The sequence below is a fragment of the Streptomyces sp. NPDC053493 genome, assembly GCF_044544825.1.
Lineage (GTDB): Bacteria > Actinomycetota > Actinomycetes > Streptomycetales > Streptomycetaceae > Streptomyces.
The window spans coordinates 95422-113748 of record NZ_JBITXS010000005.1; the positions used below are offsets into that span (position 1 = coordinate 95422).

Genomic DNA, 18327 nt, shown 5'->3' on the forward strand with positions numbered 1-18327 from the left:
CGGGGTCGCGCCGGTCGCACCGGTAAGGTGGCCCGGTTGTCATATCTGGACGAGCGTCGAACCGGAGATCGTGACTACCACCGCCACCTCCTCACATCACCTCTCTCCCGCCTTCCCCGGCCGCGCCCCCTGGGGCACCGCCAACAAGCTGCGCGCCTGGCAGCAGGGCGCGATGGAGAAGTACATCCAGGAGCAGCCCCGTGACTTCCTCGCGGTCGCCACGCCCGGCGCCGGCAAGACCACCTTCGCGCTGACCCTCGCGTCCTGGCTGCTGCACCACCACGTGGTGCAGCAGGTCACGGTCGTCGCACCCACCGAGCACCTGAAGAAGCAGTGGGCGGCGGCCGCGGCGCGGATAGGGATCAAGCTGGATCCCGACTACAGCGCCGGGCCGCTCAGCAAGGAGTACGACGGGATCGCCATCACGTACGCCGGTGTCGGCGTGCGGCCCATGCTCCACCGCAACCGTTCCGAGCAGCGCAAGACCCTCGTCATCCTCGACGAGATCCACCACGCCGGAGACTCCAAGTCCTGGGGCGAGGCCTGCCTGGAGGCCTTCGAGCCGGCGACCCGCCGGCTCGCCCTGACCGGTACGCCCTTCCGCTCGGACACCAACCCCATCCCCTTCGTGACGTACGAGGAGGGGAACGACGGGATCCGCCGGTCGTCGGCCGACTACACCTACGGCTACGGCAACGCCCTCGGCGACGGCGTCGTCCGCCCCGTCATCTTCCTCAGCTACAGCGGCAACATGCGCTGGCGCACCAAGGCCGGTGACGAGATCGCCGCCCGGCTCGGCGAGCCCATGACCAAGGACGCGGTCTCGCAGGCCTGGCGCACCGCCCTCGACCCGCGCGGCGACTGGATGCCGAACGTGCTGCGCGCCGCCGACCAGCGGCTCACCGAGGTCCGCAAGTCCATCCCGGACGCCGGCGGGCTCGTGATCGCCTCCGACCAGGACTCGGCGCGGGCGTACGCCAAGCTGATCCGCGAGATAACCGGCACCAAGGCCACCGTCGTCCTTTCCGACGACGCCGGCGCCTCGGGCAGGATCGACGAGTTCAGCGAGAGCACCGACCGCTGGATGGTCGCCGTCCGGATGGTGTCCGAGGGCGTCGACGTGCCGCGGCTCGCGGTCGGCGTGTACGCGACGACGATCTCGACGCCGCTGTTCTTCGCGCAGGCCGTCGGCCGCTTCGTGCGATCCCGCAGGCGCGGCGAGACCGCGTCCGTGTTCCTTCCCACCATCCCCAGCCTGCTCGGCTTCGCCAGCGAGATGGAGGTCGAGCGCGACCACGTCCTCGACCGGCCGAAGAAGGAGGGCGAGGAGGACCCGTACGCCGAGTCCGAGAAGGAGATGGCGGAGGCGGAGAAGCAGCAGGACGAGGACACCGGCGAGCAGGACATGCTGCCCTTCGAGGCGCTGGAGTCCGACGCCGTCTTCGACCGCGTGCTCTACAACGCCGCCGAGTTCGGCATGCAGGCCCATCCCGGCAGCGAGGAGGAGCAGGACTACCTCGGCATTCCCGGGCTCCTCGAACCCGACCAGGTGCAGCTGCTCCTGCAGAAGCGCCAGGCCCGGCAGATCGCGCACAGCCGCAAGAAGCCGGACACCGAGGCGGACCTGTTGGAGCTTCCGGCGGAACGGCGTCCCGTCGTTTCCCACAAGGAGCTGCTCGAGCTGCGCAAGCAGCTCAACACGATGGTCGGCGCCTACGTGCACCAGAGCGGCAAGCCGCACGGCGTGATCCACACCGAGCTGCGCCGGGTGTGCGGCGGCCCGCCGAGCGCCGAGGCGACCGCCGGACAGATCCGCGAGCGGATCAAGAAGGTGCAGGAGTGGGCCACCCGCATGCGGTGACCCCGCCCCGGCCGCCGAGACCCGCCCCGGCCGGGCCCTGTGGCCCGGTGAACCGGTGATTCCGGCGGATCGATGACGGCAAGAGGCCCGTACGCAGGCGGCGTACGGGCCTCTTCCGTCCCACGAGAACCGGCCCCCACGGTCGGCCCCGCGCACCTCCACGCTACGGGCACGCGACCGCCCGCCTTGTCCGCCGAAGTCCCGAGTTCGGCCGACTTAGGTCCCGAACCCGTCCGTATCAGGGCGCACGCGCCCGGATTCTGGACGAGGTCTTCCGCTGAGCGGGACACGCCGCTACTGTCCCGGCTCAAGCAAACGCCCCGTGGCAGCGCCGCCGCGGAGCGCAGCCGGTGTACCCCGTCCTGCCGGCGGCCTCTGACGTGCGTCGCCGATGGGACCGGTGCCGCAGCTCTCGTACGAGTCCGCTGTCACTCACTCCGAAGGAGAGGGCGTCGTGACCGCGGAGACCTCCCAGACGCTCGACCGGGGACTCAGAGTCCTCAAACTGCTCGCCGACACCGACCACGGCCTGACCGTCACCGAGTTGTCCAACCGACTCGGGGTGAACCGGACCGTCGTCTACCGACTGCTCGCCACACTCGAACAGCACGCCCTCGTCCGCCGTGACCTCGGCGGCCGCGCCCGCGTCGGGCTCGGCGTGCTGCGCCTCGGCCGCCAGGTCCACCCCCTGGTGCGCGAGGCGGCGCTGCCCGCGCTGCGCTCGCTCGCCGAGGACATAGGCGCGACCGCGCACCTGACCCTCGTCGACGGGGCGGAGGCGCTGGCCGTCGCCGTCGTCGAACCGACCTGGACCGACTACCACGTCGCCTACCGGGCCGGTTTCCGTCACCCGCTCGACCGCGGGGCGGCCGGCCGCGCCATCCTCGCGGCCCGCGCGGGCGAACTCATCGAACCCGGCTTCACCCTCACCCACGGCGAACTCGAGGCCGGCGCCAGCGGCGCCGCCGCGCCGCTGGTGGGCGTCACGGGCATCGAGGGCAGCGTGGGCGTCGTCATGCTGGCGGACGCCGTACCGGAGCGCGTGGGCCCGCGCGTCGTGGACGCGGCCCGCGAGGTCGCCGACGCGTTGCGCTAGGACGCGAGACGGGCCCACGGCGCGCCCTCGGGCGTGAGGCAGGCCACCTGCTGGGGTGAGACAGCCACCTACGGCGCGAGACAGGCCCTGGGGCGCGGAGAACGCCCTACGGCGCGCGGCGCGCCCCCGGACGCGAGAGAGGCCCCGCGGCGCGGGACGTGCCTCGGGTGCGCGGCCGGCGGGGATACGGCTCCGAGGCGGCCCGCCAACCCGGCTCACGGGCGCCGTGCGTGGGGCGTCGAGGTCACGATCAGGGCTCCCAGTGCCGTTCGCTCGTGTCGGACCGACCGCCCCGTGCGGGTCGTCGTCACCAGACCCGCTCCCCGCAGCGCCGCCGCCTGCGCCGAGGCCGTCGCGTTGCTGACGCCCAGCGCCCGGGCCAGTTCCGTCGTGGTGCGGGGCTCGGCCAGGAGGCGGAGGACGTCCCCGCGCGTGCGGCCGAGGACGGCCGCCAGGGCCTCGTCCGGGCTTCCCGGACCTCCCGGGCCCTCCGGGGCGGGCGGCGCGAGGCCGGGGCCCGCCGGGTACGTGAGGACCACGGGCCGCTCCGGCCGGTCCGCGCGGTCCTGGAGGAGCGGGCCCGCCGTGTGGTGGAAGGTCGGCAGCAGGACCAGGCCCCGCCCTCCGAGCCGTACGTCGCGGCCTTCGGCACCCGGCCACTCCCACACGCCCTCGTGGAGCCGCGTGCCCGGCGCCAGCGCGGTCAGGGCGGCGGCCACGCCGTGTGCGGCGGCGGTCAGGGCGTAGCGGGTGAACTCCTCGCGGTGCAGGTCCTGCACCACCGGCCAGACCGGCGCGAGGACCGTCTCGTACGCGGCGCGCTGGGCCCGCCGTACGGTCTGCCAGGCCGTCTCCTCGCCCGCGTGCAGGCCGCGCAGCCAGCCGGGCGCGGGCCCCGCCCCGTGGACCCGCTCCAGCTCGGAGCGGACGAGCCCGGGCCGGGTCGCGCGGATCAGGTCGAAACTCTCGGCGAGGGTGTCGCCGAGGACGTCGAGGAAGAGCGGGGCCCGGCCGGCCGGCGCGAGGGCGGCGAGCGGTGCCGCGGCGTCGGGAAGGGTGCGCAGGATCCGGCGGCGCCAGCGGCCGAAGAGCGGCGCGGTCCCGGCGCCGGGCAGGACGGCGGTGGCGAGGGCCGCGTGGAGTTCCTGGAGCGGGGCCGGCCGGGCCGCGAAACGGACCCGGGTGAGGTCGTCCGCCGTGAAGTGGATCCGCAGCGCCACCCGCACAACTCCTCGACTTCCGCCCGCCTTTCGGCCAGGGCCTGAACCTTCGCGCGGGCCTCCGCCCCGCCCCCAGGATGCCCGGTATGACGACCCACCTCGCCCTCAGCCGCCGGACCCTCGCGAAGGGAGCCCTCCTCGGCGCCGCCGTCGGCCTGCTGCCCGCGGGCGCGGCCCGTGCCGCCGCGTCCGCGCCCGCCTTCCGGCTGCCCGCGCCCACCGGGCCGCACCCCGTGGGCCTGCGCACCGTCCATCTGACCGATCCGACCCGTACCGACCCGTGGGCGGGCGGGACCCGGGAGGTGATGCTCACGGTCCTCTACCCGGCCCGCACCGTCCGCGGCTGTCCGCGGGCCCCTCAGCTCGGCCGGGCCGCGGCCGAGGCCTTCGCCGAGCTGGCGCCGCTCGTCCACCCGGGGCTCCCGGCGGCCGGCACGGTGGACTGGGGCGCGATCCTCACGCACGGGCACGTGGACGCGCCGCCGCTGCCGGGCCGCCGGCCGGTGCTCCTGTACAGCCCGGGCGGCGGCGACTCCCGCACGCTCGGTACGAGCCTCGCCGAGGACCTGGCGAGCCACGGCCGGGTCGTGATCCTCGTCGACCACCCGGGCGACGCGAGCCAGGTGGAGCTGCCGGGCGGGATGCGGTTCACCGTGCTGCGCGGTGAACCCGACCCGGCGACCTTCCGCACCATGATCGACACCCGGGTCGCGGACCTCCGTCTCGTCGTCGACCGTCTCGTCGCGGGCAGCCTCCTCGCGGGCAGCGTCGCCGACGGACCGCTTGCCGGCGGACCGCTCGGCGGCGCGCCTCTCGCCAACGCCCTGGATCCCGGCCGGATCGGTGTGTACGGGCACTCCGCGGGCGGCACCGCCGCCGTCCACGCGGCCCACCACGACCGCCGGATCGGCGCCGTGGCCGACCTGGAGGGCTACCTCGACCTCGAACCGCTGGACGGCTTCGACCGGCCGCTGCTGCTCTTCCGCAGCGACGGCTTCGACGGCGCCGCCCGCATCGACCGCTCCTGGGCCGCCGTCCCCGGCCGGCGCGCGCTGCTCGCCGACGCCGACCACTGGGCCTTCACGGACTACGCGGCCCTGGTCCCGCGCTTCGAGGCCGCCGGACTCGTGACGCCCGCCGCCCGCGCCGCCCTGGTCGGCGCCGGCCGTCCCGCCGCCACCGTCGCGGCCGTACGGCGCAGGCTCGGCTGCTTCTTCGACCGCCACCTGCCCGGGGCGGGGCCTCGGGTCCGTCCGGCAGTCGGTCCGCCGGGCGCCGCCCGCTAGATTGGGTGCGTGCTCTCCCGTCTCGCCAGTCTCCCGCGTCACCGTGCCCTGGCGCTGTGCGCCGTGCCCGTCGTCGCGCTGTTCGCCGTCGCCGGGCTCGCGCCGCTGCCGTACGCGATCGCCCAGCCCGGCACGACCGCCGACGTCCTCGGCAAGGACAAGGGCCGGGAGGTGATCACCGTCTCCGGTGTCCCGGTCCGGCCGACCGACGGGCAGCTGCGGATGGTGACGATCATCGCGACCGGGCCCTCGGCCTCCATCGACCTCGGAGAGGTGACCGACGCCTGGTTCCGCACCGACCGGGCGGTTCTGCCGAAGTCCTCGGTCTATCCGTCCGGCAAGTCCGACGAGGAGATCGAGAAGCACAACCTCGGCCAGATGAAGGAGTCGCAGGACGCGGCCACGCTGGCCGCGCTCGGCTACCTCAAGCTGGACCCGAAGAAGGTGAAGGTGGACCTCCACCTCGCCGACGTCGGCGGCCCCAGCGCCGGGCTGCTGTTCTCGCTCGGCATCGTCGACAAGATCCAGGGCGACGGCGACGGCGGCGACCTCACCGGCGGCCGCACCGTCGCCGGTACGGGCACGATCGAGCCGGACGGGACGGTCGGCGCCGTCGGCGGCGTCTCGCTGAAGACGCAGGCCGCCGCGCGCGACGGCGCCACCGTCTTCCTGGTGCCGAAGGCCGAGTGCTCCCAGGCGCAGGCGGAGCTGCCCAAGGGGCTGCGGCTCGTCCCGGTGACCGCGCTCAGCGACGCGGTGACGTCCCTCCGGTCGCTGGAGCAGGGCCAGGAGTCGAAGGTCCCGAGCTGCTGACCGCCGCTCCCTCGGCCTCGGCCTCGGCCCCGGCCCCCATCCCGGACCCCGCTCCGGCCTTCGCCGACTCGGTCCTGGTGCCGGTCCCCGGCCCGGCGGGCGCGTCCAGGCCCCGCCAGGCCGGAAATATCAGCGGCGCGAGGGTGGCGAGGAAGTAGGCCCCGGCGCAGGTCAGCAGGGCCGTGGTGAGGCCGGCGCGTTCGACCAGGAAACCGGCGGCGAGACCGCCGAGCGGCGTGGTCAGCAGGACGCCGGCCGTACTCGCGCTGCCGACGCGGCTGCGCAGCTCCTCGGGCACGATCTCGTAGAAGACGGTGGTCAGGATCGGGTTGAGCACGCCGGCCCCGAGACCGCCGAGCGCTATCACGACGAGCAGCGGCGGTGTGGTGTCGGTGAAGGCGGCGACGACGTACGACGGCGTGCCGGTGAGCAGGAAGCCGACCGCGAACACCGGGCGGCGCGGGAAGCGGTGGCCGAAGGCCCCGTAGAGCAGCGCGCCGGCGAGGGCGCAGCCACCGAAGACGGCGACGAGCAGGCCGAGTGAGGAGGGTCCGCCGAGGTTCTCGCGGGCGTGCACCGGCAGCAGGACCGAACTCCAGCTCTGCGCCAGGCCGTTGGTGGTCATCACCATCAGGTTCACGCCGAGCAGCAGCCGGGTGCGCAGCAGGAAGGCATAGCCCTCGCGCAGGTCGGCGCGGTAGCCGGCGAGCGAGAGCGGCGGGGCGTCGCGCTGCGGCTCGGCGGACGGTATGCCGCGCAGGCCCGCGAGGACGAGCAGCGCGGAGACGGCGAAGGTGGCGGCGTCGAGATACAGCACGGTGTCGGCGCCGACGAGGGCGACGAGGAGACCGGCGAGGGCGGCGCCGGTCATCCGCGCGCCGCGTGAGACGGCGTCGTAGAGGCTGGCGGCGCGGGTGAGCGGGGTGTCGGCGCGCCGGGCGAGGTCGGGCACCAGGACGTGGCGGGCGGTCTCGCCGGGCGCGTGGAAGAGGCCGGTGACGGCCATCAGCGCGCACAGCATCCAGAACCGCAGGAGGCCGGCCTGGTTGAGCAGCGGGATCGCGGTGAGCGCGAGGCCGCAGACGAGGTCGGAGGCGACGGAGACCCGGCGGCGGCCGATGCGGTCGATGACGGGCCCGCCGGCGAGCGCGGAGATGACGACGGGGACGGCGGCGCAGAAGGCGACGAAGCCCGCCTTGCCGGGGCTTCCGGTGGTCTCCAGGGCGAACCAGGGGACACCGATGAGGGTGAGCGAATTGCCGCTGATGGAGATGGCGTTGGCGGCCAGGACGGTGGCCAGTGGTGTGCGGGAGCGCACGGTGGTTCCCCCCGTTGTGGGTCCGTAATGGGTCCGCTGTGGGCCCCGTGTGGGTCCGAGGTGGTTTCAGGCGGCCAGGGACGCGGCGCGGGCGTGGCCGGGCAGGGCGAGCCTGAGCCCGAACTCGACGAGCTTCCAGCCCACTTGGACACGTATGGATTCGGCGGGCGCGGCGGGGGCGACCTGCGCGGAGGGCGTGGCGGGGGCGGCGGCCACGGCTCCGTGGAGTTCGGCGGCGGTCAGGCGGTGCAGGGCGAGGTGGATGTCGGCGTGCATGGCATGGCCTTTCCGGTGGGATCCGGGCGCGGAGCCCGGACGGGTAAGGACGGTGAGGAAGGCGAGGGTGGCGAGGGTGGCGAGGGCGGCGAGGGCGGGGCAGGAGCGGCCGACCGGAATCCGGCCGGCGTGGCGGTCAGTTGACGCCCTTCTGCGGGAACGCGTGGAAGTGCATCCGCACCCGCTGGACGTCCGCGGAGTCCGGTTCGGTGGTGCCGCTGTACTCGTCGATCAGGTCGTGGATCCGCTGGTTGAGCTCACGCTGCCGCTCGGCCGTCAGGTGGATCGTGAAGTCGCTTATGTCGGACGCGCCGCCCCACGCGTCGGTCCACTCGTGCCGGGTGCCCAGATAGGTGTTGAGCTCCTGGGTGTGGATGTTGGCGATCTCGTAGAGGAAGACCTCGACGGCGCCCTGGACCTCCGGGTCCGGGTTCTTGTACAGCGCCTCGTCGACGGTCGTGCCCTCCTGGGCCGCCTTCCACCACCGCTCCCGGCCCTTGCCGCGCTCCGGGTCGTCCTGGACGAAGCCGTGGGCGGCGAGCTGGCGCAGGTGATAGCTGGTGGCGCCGCTGGACTCACCGAGCCGCTCGGCCAGTTGGGAGGCGGTGGCGGGGCCGTGGTGGCGCAGGGCGCGCAGGAGCTGGATGCGGAGAGGGTGGGCGAGGCCGCGCAGGGAGCGCGGGTCGAGCACCCGGGGTGCGGGCTTTTCTTCGCGGGTGGGGTGGGCGGGCTTCTCGGGCATGACTCCACAGTAGAGTTGCAAAGAACCCTCTGCAAGGGATTTTTGCAGAGAATTCTTTGCAACTCCTGAGGAGCCCGGCCCGTCCCTACCTCGGCGGCTGGTCCTCCGCGGCCTGCTCCACCAGCGGGATGATCCGCAGCGGCACCGGGTTCTCCATGACGATCGCCGTGGAGGCCCGCACGATGCCCTCGAAGCCGACGACCCGGTCGATCACCCGCTGCAGGTCGGCGTTCGACCGGGCCACCAGCCGGCACAGCATGTCACCGTGGCCGGTGGTGGTGTGCAGCTCCAGGACCTCCGGCACGGTCGCCAGATGGCCTCGTACGTCGGCGCCCTGGCCCTGCTTGATCTCCAGCGTCGCGAAGGCGGTGACCGGATAGCCGAGAGCCGCCGGGTCGACCTGGGGGCCGAATCCGCGGATGACCCCGTTCGACTGGAGCCGGTCGAGCCGCGCCTGCACCGTGCCGCGCGCCACGCCGAGCCGGCGCGAGGCCTCCAGGACCCCGATCCGCGGTTCCTCCGCGAGCAGCACGATCAGCCGCCCGTCCAAATGATCGATCGCCACGGAGCCCTCCCGATGGTCATGATGTACAAGTCGCACGGCCATACTGGCCGGTCGCTGTGCAGATTGCCCAGCCGTACAACAAACTATTGCGCAGCTTGCGGGGCGGCGGGACTCTGCTGCCATGGCAGATACCTCGATGACTATCGACCCCAACCCTTCCACCGCGCGTGAGGCCGATCCCTTCCCGGTGAAGGGCATGGACGCGGTCGTCTTCGCCGTCGGCAACGCCAAGCAGGCCGCGCACTACTACTCCACGGCCTTCGGCATGAAGCTGGTCGCCTACTCCGGACCGGAGAACGGCAGCCGCGAGACCGCCAGCTACGTCCTCACCAACGGCTCCGCCCGCTTCGTCTTCACCTCCGTCGTCAAGGCCACGACCGACTGGGGCCGCTTCCTCGCCGACCACGTCGCCGAGCACGGCGACGGCGTCGTCGACCTGGCGATCGAGGTGCCGGACGCGCGCGCCGCCTACGCCTACGCCGTCGAGCACGGTGCCCGCGGCATCACGGAGCCGTACGAGGTCAAGGACGAGAACGGCACCGTCGTCCTCGCCGCCATCGCCACCTACGGCAAGACCCGCCACACCCTCGTCGAGCGCTCCGGCTACGACGGCCCCTACCTGCCCGGTTACGTGGCCGCCGCGCCGATCGTCGAGCCGCCGGCCAAGCGCACCTTCCAGGCCATCGACCACTGCGTCGGCAACGTCGAGCTCGGCAAGATGAACGAGTGGGTCGGCTTCTACAACAAGGTCATGGGCTTCACGAACATGAAGGAGTTCGTGGGCGACGACATCGCGACCGAGTACTCGGCGCTGATGTCGAAGGTCGTCGCCGACGGCACCCTCAAGGTGAAGTTCCCGATCAACGAGCCGGCGATCGCGAAGAAGAAGTCGCAGATCGACGAGTACCTGGAGTTCTACGGCGGCGCCGGCGTCCAGCACATCGCGCTGGCCACCAACGACATCGTCGCCACCGTGCGCGCGATGCGGGCCGCGGGCGTACAGTTCCTCGACACGCCCGACTCGTACTACGACACGCTCGGCGAGTGGGTCGGTGACACCCGGGTCCCGATCGAGACCCTGCGCGAGCTGAAGATCCTCGCCGACCGCGACGAGGACGGCTACCTGCTGCAGATCTTCACCAAGCCGGTCCAGGACCGCCCGACCGTCTTCTTCGAGATGATCGAGCGCCACGGCTCGATGGGCTTCGGCAAGGGCAACTTCAAGGCCCTGTTCGAGGCGATCGAGCGCGAGCAGGAGCGCCGCGGCAACCTCTAGCAGCCGCCGCCAGAACGAGGGGCCCGGACCCGGGGTGACGACCCCGGGGCCGGGCCCCTGCCACGCCCCGGCGCCCGCCGACCGCGCCCGGGGCACCCGGGCACGCCCCGGGCGGGCACGGGGGACCCGCCCGGGGCGGACGTGTGTCCAGGCACGGGGCCGACCACCGACGGCCGGCGGATCAGCCGAGGAAGAGGCTCATGTACAGCGCCGTCTCGCCCTCGGACGCGGTGGCGCTGTAGAGGGACGTGTCCAGGCCGCAGAAGGTGAACCCCATGCGCTGGTAGGCGCGGATGGCCGGAGCGTTGATGTTCGACACCTCCAGCCACACGTGCCCGGCACCGCACGCGCGGGCCCGGTCGACGGCGTGGCTCATCAGCGTGCGCCCGATTCCCCGTCCCTGATACGGCCCGGCCACCTCGATATCGGCGATGACCAGCCGCCGGTTCCAGGGCTCGTAGCGCGTGTCGACATAGCCGCACACGACGTCGCCGTCCAGCGCGACGAACCGGCGCTCGTCCTCCGACGTCTCACCGGCCTCGGGCTCGTCGTCGGGAAAGACCTTGTGGACCGGAGGGTCCAGCCGGGCGGGCCGAATGGTGAACCCGCCCTCGGACCCGGCCACTTCGAAGACGGTGTCCGAGCTGAACTCGCCCTTGATCACGGCGGAGGTGTCCCGCTCGCTCTCCGCCACGCGATAGGTGATGGTCTCCGCCGCCTCACGCTCGGCGGCGACTCCACGGTCAGATGGGATCATTTCCGCACCGTATCCGCCCCGTGCGCCACGGCGGCGGGCCGGCCCTGGGGCGCGCCCTCAAGGCCGCGGCGCCGCCGGGGTGTGGACCGGCGCGGGCGGCCTCGCGGCCGAGCCCGTTCCCGTACCTGAGCCCGTTCCCGTACCTGAGCCCGTTCCCGTACCTGAGCCCGTTCCCGCACCCTCGGCCGTTCCCGCACCCTCGGCCTCGGGTTTCGGGTCCTCCGGGCGGACGTCCGCGGGGAGCTCGTCCGGTGGTTCGCCGAGTGCCGCCACCGCCTCCTTCGCGCGGGGCGCGAGCAGCGGCGAGAAGGCCGGGTTGATCCGCAGGGCCTCCGCCAGGTGGCGGCGGGCCGGTCCGGTGTCCGCCAGGGCCCGCTCGATCTCGCCGCGGTGGTACGCGAACAGCGCGCTGCGCAGTCCCTCGTCCGTCGCCCGCTTCGCGAAGTCCAGCGCCTCCTTCGGCTCGCCCGACCGGTACAGCGCCCAGCCCAGCGCGTCCGCCACCCGCACCGAACGGTGTCCGCGCTCCCACTCCGCGCGCAGCCGCCGTACCGCCGCCGCCGGTTCGCCGTGGTCCGCGTCCAGCAGCCCCAGCGCGACCTCCGCGCCCGGCCACGTCCCGGCCCTCAGCCGCTCGTAGCGGGCACGCGCCTCGTCCCGCAGGCCGAGGGACTCGGCCAGCTCGCCCGCCTCCAGGAAGTACTCCGGCAGCGGCAGCCGTTCCAGCGCCGACCGCCAGTCGCGCAGCGCCTCCCGCGGCCGGCCCAGCGCCGCCAGCGCCCGCGCCCGGCCCGCGAGCGACGGCCCGTGGTCCGGTACGAGACCGAGCGCCGTCCCGTACTGCGCCACCGCCTCCGCCGGCTCGCCCCGCTCCCACGCCAGGTCCCCGGCCCGCGCCAGCGCCGCCGCCTTCTCCGGGCCGGACTCGGCGAGCGCCACCGCGTCCAGCGCCGCGGCGCCCGCGTCCTCGCGCCAGCCGCGGTCGCGGTACATCTGGGCGGTGCGCCCGCTCACCGCCGCGCCGGAGTGCAGCTCGGCCAGCGTCTGTGCCGCCTTCTCCGCCGCCTTGTAGTCGCCCAGACCGTTGTACGCGTCGATCAGGACCGGATACGCCGTCCAGCGCTTCGGGTTCGCCGCGCGCACCCGCTCGCCCCACTCCCTCGCCGACCGCCAGTCGCCGCGGGCGTTCGCCAGGGCCGCCATGCCCAGCTGGGCGTCCAGGTTCCCGGCCTCGGCCGGCCGGACGGCGAGGGAGCGCCTGAGCGCGCTCTCCGCGCGCGGGAGGTCCGCCGGGTCGGCGCGCCGCAGCCCCCGCTCCGTATAGGCCGCGCCCAGCACCGCCCATGACGCCTCGTCACCGGGATGGGCCCGCAGCCACTTCTCGCGGTCGCCGATCAGCGCGGCCAGATCCGGCAGCGCGGCCGGCGCTCCCGCGTGCGCCGCGTGCACCGCCCGTTCGGCCGGACCCGGCGCGGGCGGCGGCGTCCGGCCGCCCGGATCGGGCACGAACAGCAGCGCCGTCGCGGCGAGCACCGCGCCCGCCCCGGCGGCGAGGACCGTCCTCGACACGTTCTCGCTCTTCATGGCGCTCACTGTGCGCCCGCCCGCGGCTGTACGAAGAGCACACGAGCGCCCGCTCCGGCGGGTTCACACCGATGGCCCCGAGTGCCACGCTGGACGCATGGACGATCTTCAGCGGAACGCTCAGCAGGACGATCCCCCACCGGACGGTCTTCAGCAGGGTGATCCTCGCCAGGACGATCTTCTGGCCCGGCTGCGTGCCGGGCTGCCCGCCGAGGCCGTGCTCACCGACCCGGACGTCACCGCCTCCTACGCCCACGACATGGCGAGCTTCTGCACGGCCGGCACCCCCGCGGCCGTCGTGCTCCCGCGCACCGTCGAGCAGGTCCAGCACGTCATGCGCACGGCGACCGCCCTGCGCGTCCCCGTCGTCCCGCAGGGCGCCCGCACCGGCCTCTCCGGCGGCGCCAACGCCTCCGACGGCTGCCTCGTGCTGTCCCTCGTCAAGATGGACCGCATCCTGGAGATCAACCCGGTCGACCGGATCGCCGTCGTCGAACCGGGCGTGGTCAACGCCGTGCTCTCCCGGGCCGTCGCCGAACACGGCCTGTACTACCCGCCGGACCCCTCCAGCTGGGAGACCTGCACCATCGGCGGCAACATCGGCACCGCGTCCGGCGGCCTGTGCTGCGTGAAGTACGGCGTCACCGCCGAGTACGTGCTCGGTCTGGACGTCGTCCTCGCCGACGGCCGGCTGCTGCGGACCGGCCGGCGCACCGCCAAGGGCGTCGCCGGATACGACCTGACCCGCCTCTTCGTGGGCTCCGAGGGCAGCCTCGGCGTCGTCGTCGGAGCCGTACTCGCCCTCAAGCCGCAGCCGCCGGTGCAGCTCGCGCTCGCCGCCGAGTTCCCTTCGGCGGAGGCGGCCTGCGCGGCCGTCTGCACGATCATGGAGCGCGGCCACACGCCGTCCCTCCTGGAACTGATGGACGGCACCACAGTCCGGGCCGTCAACAAGCTCGCGAACATGGGCCTGCCCGACACCACCGAGGCGCTGCTCCTGTGCGCCTTCGACACGCCGGACCCGGCCGCCGACCTGGCCGCGGTGGCGGAGCTGTGCCGGGCCGCCGGGGCCACCGAGGTCGTACCGGCCGAGGACGCCGCCGAGTCCGCACTGCTGCTCCAGGCGCGCCGGCTGTCGCTCACCGCCCTGGAGACCATCAAGACGGCGACGATGATCGACGACGTGTGCGTGCCGCGCACCCGCCTCGCGGCGATGCTCACGGGCACGGCGGCGATCGCCGAGAAGTACGGGCTGACCATCGGCGTCTGCGCGCACGCGGGCGACGGCAACACCCATCCCGTCGTCTGCTTCGACCACGCCGACGAGGACGAGTCGCGGCGGGCCCGGGAGTCCTTCGACGAGATCATGGCGCTCGGTCTGGAACTGGGCGGCACGATCACCGGCGAGCACGGAGTGGGCGTGCTGAAGAAGGAGTGGCTGGCGCGGGAGCTCGGGCCGGTGGGCGTGGAGTTGCAGCGCGGGATCAAGCGGACGTTCGACCCGCTGGGCCTGCTGAACCCCGGCAAACTCTTCTGACCCGGCGAACTGCCTTCCGGCTCCGCCGGGCGGACCGTGCGGGGTTTCCCGTACGGGGCTCACAGCTCGCCCTCCGTGGACTCGTCCGACGGCCACGGGTCGCGCAGCCACAGCTCGTCCGTCACGACGGTGGTGGCGAGGAGTTCGGCGAGCCCGTCGTCGATGCCGAGCCGCTCGGTCTCGGTGCCCGGCGGCACCACGCGCAGGGTCCGCTCCAGCCAGGCGGACACCTGCGCGGACGGCGCCTCCAGGAGGGCGTCGCCGTCGGGCGACGACAGCGCCGTCAGGATGACGTCGCGGCCGTCGACCTTGGTCGGCCAGATGCGGACGTCGCCGTGGCCGCAGGGCCGGAAGACGCCCTCCACGAGGAGTTCGCGGGCGAAGGTCCAGTGGACGGGATGCTCGGAGCCGACGTGGAAGGTGATGTGGACGGCGTACGGGTCGTCGACGTGGTAGGCGAGGCGGGCGGGGACGGGGATCGAGCGCTCGGGCGACAGGACGAGCCTCAGCTCGAGTTCGCGCTCGACCACGTTGTTCTCGGTGTTCTGCATGGCTGCTGCCTCTCCCTCTGTCCTGTGTGCGGTGGGCCCGGGCGGGCCCTGCACAGGGAGAGAGAGGGGTCGGGCGGATCCATTACGCGACTTCCGGAAAGTTTCCGGGGAATTTTTTCCCGGGGTGGGGGTAGGGCCCGAGAATTACGGTGCGTGACGAAAAGCGGGGCCTGTCCCTCGTAGGCGGGCTTTCTGGCGGGCTCCTTGTCCCCGGGGCCGCGTTCTTCGTTACTGTCCTCCCTGGGGCGCGGCCCGGTGACGGGCGCCCCGTGCGGATCCAAGACGTTGTGACTGAACGGAGTCGGGGCAGTGGCTACTCCTCCTGGAGGCGGCGGAGACGTACCGCGGGCGGGCTACTACCCGGATCCGTCGATTCCGGGCTACATCCGCTACTGGAACGGCGGTGCGTGGGTCCCCGGTACGAGTCGCCCGGCGCCCAAGGACGGCGAGGCGCTCCCGGCGCCGCCGGTCTCCGTCGCCCCTCAGCTCGCCCCGAGCCCGGCCCCGGCGCCCTCGGTCGAGGAGACGGGCCCGGTCTTCCTCGACGACGACCCGGTGACCGCCGCCGCCCAGGAGCCCTCCTCGGCCTGGCAGGCCAGCACGTCCAGCCAGACGGGCTTCGGCGGCGACCGCGACCAGAAGGTGTCCTGGGGCGCCGATCCTCGCGCGGCGGGTGCCGCGTGGCCGTCGGCCGGCGGCGCCGCCGACGTGGCGGGCACGGACAGCGGCCGTACGCCCGCGGGCTCCGCGTCCGGCGCCACGGACCGGACCGACGCGGCCGGGACGTCCGGCGGTCCCGGTGACGTGCGCCCGGCCGTGCCGGGCCAAGGAGCCGGTGGCGGCGATCCGTCGCGCGCGGAAGGTACGGACGCGCCGGGCGCCGGAGCTCCGGCGGAGGGCCTGGCGGCGACGGCGTGGCCCGCGGCCGGTGGCACGGACCGGCCGGGCGCCGGTGCCGGTGCCGGCGGCGCGGTGGCTACGGGCGGGCCTGACGCGGGCCGGCAGGCCGGCGCCCCGGCGGACACCCGGGCGGCCGTGCCGGGCCAGGGTCCCGGCGCCGGTGCGGCGGAGGACGCTGCCGCCGCCGTGGCGTGGCCTCCGGCCGGAGGCGCGGCGGGCTCCGACGCGGGCGCCCGCGCCGGCGCCGACCGCGACCGCACGCCCGGCGCCGCCCCGGCGCAGCCGGGCGCGCGCCTCGGCGGCATGCCCGTCAACCCCGCTGCCACGGCGGCCTCCTGGCCCCAGCAGACCACCGCCGGACCGCAGCCTCACGCCGCCGCCTCGGCGGCCGTCGCCCCGCACGCCCAGCCGCACGCAGGCCCCGGCCCGCTCGGCCACGCCCAGCCGCAGTCCGCTCCCGGCCCGCAGGCTCACGCCGCCGCCCCGGCGACGGCCGTCCCGCACGCCCAGCCCCAGCCGGCCCCCGCACCGCAGCCTCAGCCCCAGGCCGCCCCCGGCCTCCCGGGCCAGGCCCAGCCCGCAGCAGGTCCCGGCCTCCCGGGCCCGACCGCCCAAGGCCACGTCCCCGCCCCCGCCTCCGCGGGCCCCGCGGCCTCCTCCGCTCCCGGCGCGCAGGACGGGCAGCCCGTCGTGCCCTGGAAGCCCGTCGCCGAGGATCCCTTCCTCTCGGCGGTGCGCGCGCAGGCCGCCGCGCGGCCGGCCGGGCTCGGGCGGCGGCTGGTGGCCCGGATCGTCGACGGCGTGGTGCTCGGCGCGCTCGTCGGAGCGGTGGCGTATCCGTTCCTGAGCGCCGCCGTCGCCCACATCGACGACAAGATCGAGGCCGCCAAGCAGTCCGGCGTCACCGTCCAGGTCTGGCTGGTCGACTCCACCACCTCCGTGCAGTTCGGCATCGTCCTCGCCGCCTTCCTTGTGCTCGGCGCGCTCTACGAGGCGCTGCCCACCGCCAAGTGGGGCCGCACGCTCGGGAAGAAGCTGTGCGGGATCGAGGTCCGGGACATCGAGGCGCACGAGCCGCCGTCGTTCGGCGGCGCGCTGCGCCGCTGGCTGGTGTACGGCGTGCTCGGCCTCCTCGGGATCGGCGTCCTGGGTGTGCTCTGGTGTCTGTTCGACCGGCCGTGGCGGCAGTGCTGGCACGACAAGGCGGCCCGGACCTTCGTCGCCGGCAAGGCCGCGTAGGCCGCGTAGCCCGCAGCGGCGGCGCGGCTGACCTCGCCGGCGCCGCCGGCGCCGCGCGCCGTCCCCCGAACGGGCGGCGATTCCTTGCGACGCTCCAGGGGCCGGGATGCACTGCCCCCATGAGCAACGATCAGCCGCCGCCGCCCCCGGGGCAGCCGCCCGAAGACGATCCCTTCCGGAAGAGGCCCCAGGAACCGCCTCCCGGCGGCCCTCCGCCCGGTGGTGCGCCTCCACCCGGCGGCCCTCCGCCCGGCGGCCCGCCTCCCTCGTACGGGCAGCCGCCGCCGGGCAGCCCGTACGACAACCCGCCGCCCTACGGCGGCTACGGCGGCGGCTACGGCGGCGCCGATCCGCTGGCCGGCATGCCGCCGCTCGCCGACTCGGGAAAGCGCATCGTCGCCCGCATCATCGACTGGCTGATCGTCGCCGTGCCGCTCGCGATCATCGGCATCCCGTTCAAGGTGTACGACCGGGCGACCAACGGCAACGACTGGGACGACACCGTCAACAGCCTCAACGGCGGCAGCCAGCTCGTCTTCCAGCTGATCACGATCGTCGCGTACGTCGCGTACGACACCGTGATGACCGCCAACAAGGGCCAGACGCTGGGCAAGAGGTGGATGAAGCTGCGGGTCGCCATGCTCAACGACGGGTCGACGCCGCCGATGAGCACCTCCCTCGTGCGCGCGATCGTGCTCTGGCTGCCCGCGCTGATCTGCTGCGCCTGTCTGTGGCCGCTGCTCCTGCTGATCCTGATCCTCGTGGACAAGCCGTACAAGCAAGGCCTTCACGACAAGGCGGCCAAGACGGTCGTCGTGTCCGTGCCGTCGTAGCCGCCGTGGCCGTCGTAGCCGTCGCGGCGGCTACGAGCCGATCCGGGTGTCGGCGCCCGCGCCCACGGGCGCGGCCGGCATCCGGATCTCCTCGTTCCCGGGAGTCGTGACCGGGGTCTTGACGTGCTTCGCCCGGACCGGCATCGTCACCGCCACCAGCACGCCGAGCATCAGGCCCGCGGCGCAGATCGCCGCGACGCCGAGCGTCGTGGTCGTGCCGGAGAGCAGCAGCAGGGCGACCGTCGAGACGACGACGGTGGCCGAACCGTAGGCGGACTGTGCGGCGTTCGGACGCGGCATGACGGGTACCGTCCCTCGGGCGAGCGTGGCAACGGGCGACTCTACGACGGTGGATGCCCGAGCGGAGCCGAAGTAAGCGTGACCTTACCCACGGTGCCGGTGCACGGGGGGCGCAGGGGCGCACGATCTCCCCGGAAATTCGTTCGATGTTCGACTATCGGAAATCCGTTCTC

The 18327-nt window shown here is 74.0% G+C and carries 17 protein-coding genes; 8 read left to right on the forward strand and 9 right to left on the reverse strand.

The window, feature by feature from the left end; all coding sequences use genetic code 11:
- Positions 1–67 precede the first annotated feature (67 nt).
- A complete protein-coding gene (locus ACIGO8_RS16655) occupies positions 68–1861 on the forward strand; it encodes a DEAD/DEAH box helicase (protein ID WP_399731280.1) in 1794 nt (597 codons plus the stop codon).
- A gap of 454 nt (positions 1862–2315) precedes the next feature.
- Entirely contained in the window at positions 2316–2957 is a 642-nt protein-coding gene (locus ACIGO8_RS16660) for an IclR family transcriptional regulator (protein ID WP_399730325.1), read from the forward strand.
- A 215-nt stretch (positions 2958–3172) separates the two neighbouring features.
- Here ACIGO8_RS16660 and ACIGO8_RS16665 read toward each other — a convergent pair whose 3' ends face one another.
- Positions 3173–4183 carry a helix-turn-helix domain-containing protein gene (locus ACIGO8_RS16665; RefSeq protein ID WP_399730328.1) on the reverse strand — a complete coding sequence of 337 codons (1011 nt, stop codon included), beginning with the start codon at positions 4181–4183 and terminating at the stop codon, positions 3173–3175.
- Positions 4184–4263: 80 nt separating this feature from the next.
- Between ACIGO8_RS16665 and ACIGO8_RS16670 the strand changes: the two genes are divergently transcribed.
- Both ACIGO8_RS16670 and ACIGO8_RS16675 read left to right on the forward strand, forming a co-directional pair.
- On the forward strand, positions 4264–5463 hold the full coding sequence (locus ACIGO8_RS16670) for an acetylhydrolase (RefSeq protein WP_399730331.1): 1200 nt from the start codon (positions 4264–4266) through the stop codon (positions 5461–5463).
- Positions 5464–5472: 9 nt separating this feature from the next.
- Entirely contained in the window at positions 5473–6276 is an 804-nt protein-coding gene (locus tag ACIGO8_RS16675; protein ID WP_399730333.1) for a S16 family serine protease, read from the forward strand.
- On the opposite strand, the gene ACIGO8_RS16680 is transcribed toward ACIGO8_RS16675, so the two are convergent.
- From ACIGO8_RS16680 to ACIGO8_RS16695, 4 genes are all read right to left on the reverse strand, one after another.
- Entirely contained in the window at positions 6209–7594 is a 1386-nt protein-coding gene (locus ACIGO8_RS16680) for an MFS transporter (protein WP_399730336.1), read from the reverse strand. The genes ACIGO8_RS16675 and ACIGO8_RS16680 overlap by 68 nt on opposite strands.
- A 66-nt stretch (positions 7595–7660) precedes the next feature.
- Positions 7661–7870, reverse strand: coding sequence for a hypothetical protein (locus ACIGO8_RS16685; RefSeq protein ID WP_399730338.1), 210 nt, complete (start codon positions 7868–7870; stop codon positions 7661–7663).
- A 136-nt stretch (positions 7871–8006) separates the two neighbouring features.
- Complete coding sequence (locus tag ACIGO8_RS16690) at positions 8007–8612, reverse strand: ArsR/SmtB family transcription factor (RefSeq protein WP_399730341.1); 606 nt, start codon at positions 8610–8612, stop codon at positions 8007–8009.
- Between the two features lie 85 nt (positions 8613–8697).
- Positions 8698–9177: an Lrp/AsnC family transcriptional regulator gene (locus tag ACIGO8_RS16695; protein ID WP_399730344.1), complete on the reverse strand. Its 480-nt coding sequence runs from the start codon at positions 9175–9177 to the stop codon at positions 8698–8700.
- 136 nt (positions 9178–9313) lie between these two features.
- Here ACIGO8_RS16695 and hppD point away from each other — a divergent pair, with 136 nt between their 5' ends.
- The gene (hppD, locus tag ACIGO8_RS16700) at positions 9314–10453 is read left to right on the forward strand and encodes a 4-hydroxyphenylpyruvate dioxygenase (protein ID WP_399731283.1); all 1140 of its coding nucleotides are present in this window, start codon (positions 9314–9316) and stop codon (positions 10451–10453) included.
- A 181-nt stretch (positions 10454–10634) separates the two neighbouring features.
- Here hppD and ACIGO8_RS16705 read toward each other — a convergent pair whose 3' ends face one another.
- Positions 10635–11210, reverse strand: coding sequence for a GNAT family N-acetyltransferase (locus ACIGO8_RS16705; RefSeq protein ID WP_399730347.1), 576 nt, complete (start codon positions 11208–11210; stop codon positions 10635–10637).
- A gap of 57 nt (positions 11211–11267) precedes the next feature.
- Positions 11268–12794, reverse strand: a complete 1527-nt coding sequence (locus ACIGO8_RS16710) for a hypothetical protein (protein ID WP_399730350.1) — start codon at positions 12792–12794, stop codon at positions 11268–11270.
- A gap of 97 nt (positions 12795–12891) precedes the next feature.
- On the opposite strand from ACIGO8_RS16710, the gene ACIGO8_RS16715 reads away from it, so the two are divergent.
- Positions 12892–14331: an FAD-binding oxidoreductase gene (locus ACIGO8_RS16715; RefSeq protein WP_399730353.1), complete on the forward strand. Its 1440-nt coding sequence runs from the start codon at positions 12892–12894 to the stop codon at positions 14329–14331.
- Between the two features lie 59 nt (positions 14332–14390).
- Here ACIGO8_RS16715 and ACIGO8_RS16720 read toward each other — a convergent pair whose 3' ends face one another.
- On the reverse strand, positions 14391–14882 hold the full coding sequence (locus ACIGO8_RS16720; RefSeq protein ID WP_399730356.1) for an SsgA family sporulation/cell division regulator: 492 nt from the start codon (positions 14880–14882) through the stop codon (positions 14391–14393).
- 309 nt (positions 14883–15191) lie between these two features.
- Here ACIGO8_RS16720 and ACIGO8_RS16725 point away from each other — a divergent pair, with 309 nt between their 5' ends.
- Entirely contained in the window at positions 15192–17021 is a 1830-nt protein-coding gene (locus tag ACIGO8_RS16725; protein WP_399730359.1) for an RDD family protein, read from the forward strand.
- 119 nt (positions 17022–17140) lie between these two features.
- Complete coding sequence (locus ACIGO8_RS16730; RefSeq protein WP_399730362.1) at positions 17141–17854, forward strand: RDD family protein; 714 nt, start codon at positions 17141–17143, stop codon at positions 17852–17854.
- Positions 17855–17884: 30 nt separating this feature from the next.
- Here ACIGO8_RS16730 and ACIGO8_RS16735 read toward each other — a convergent pair whose 3' ends face one another.
- The gene (locus ACIGO8_RS16735) at positions 17885–18154 is read right to left on the reverse strand and encodes a hypothetical protein (protein WP_399730365.1); all 270 of its coding nucleotides are present in this window, start codon (positions 18152–18154) and stop codon (positions 17885–17887) included.
- Positions 18155–18327 lie beyond the last annotated feature (173 nt).

Excerpts from the sequence above, each read along its gene's own strand:
- ACIGO8_RS16670 (WP_399730331.1), top strand. The coding sequence starts at position 4,264 with ATGACGACCCACCTCGCCCTCAGCCGCCGGACCCTCGCGAAGGGAGCC.
- ACIGO8_RS16685 (WP_399730338.1), bottom strand. The coding sequence starts at position 7,870 with ATGCACGCCGACATCCACCTCGCCCTGCACCGCCTGACCGCCGCCGAA.
- ACIGO8_RS16690 (WP_399730341.1), bottom strand. The coding sequence starts at position 8,612 with ATGCCCGAGAAGCCCGCCCACCCCACCCGCGAAGAAAAGCCCGCACCC.
- hppD (WP_399731283.1), top strand. The coding sequence starts at position 9,314 with ATGACTATCGACCCCAACCCTTCCACCGCGCGTGAGGCCGATCCCTTC.
- ACIGO8_RS16705 (WP_399730347.1), bottom strand. The coding sequence starts at position 11,210 with ATGATCCCATCTGACCGTGGAGTCGCCGCCGAGCGTGAGGCGGCGGAG.
- ACIGO8_RS16710 (WP_399730350.1), bottom strand. The coding sequence starts at position 12,794 with ATGAAGAGCGAGAACGTGTCGAGGACGGTCCTCGCCGCCGGGGCGGGC.
- ACIGO8_RS16715 (WP_399730353.1), top strand. The coding sequence starts at position 12,892 with ATGGACGATCTTCAGCGGAACGCTCAGCAGGACGATCCCCCACCGGAC.
- ACIGO8_RS16720 (WP_399730356.1), bottom strand. The coding sequence starts at position 14,882 with ATGCAGAACACCGAGAACAACGTGGTCGAGCGCGAACTCGAGCTGAGG.
- ACIGO8_RS16730 (WP_399730362.1), top strand. The coding sequence starts at position 17,141 with ATGAGCAACGATCAGCCGCCGCCGCCCCCGGGGCAGCCGCCCGAAGAC.
- ACIGO8_RS16735 (WP_399730365.1), bottom strand. The coding sequence starts at position 18,154 with ATGCCGCGTCCGAACGCCGCACAGTCCGCCTACGGTTCGGCCACCGTC.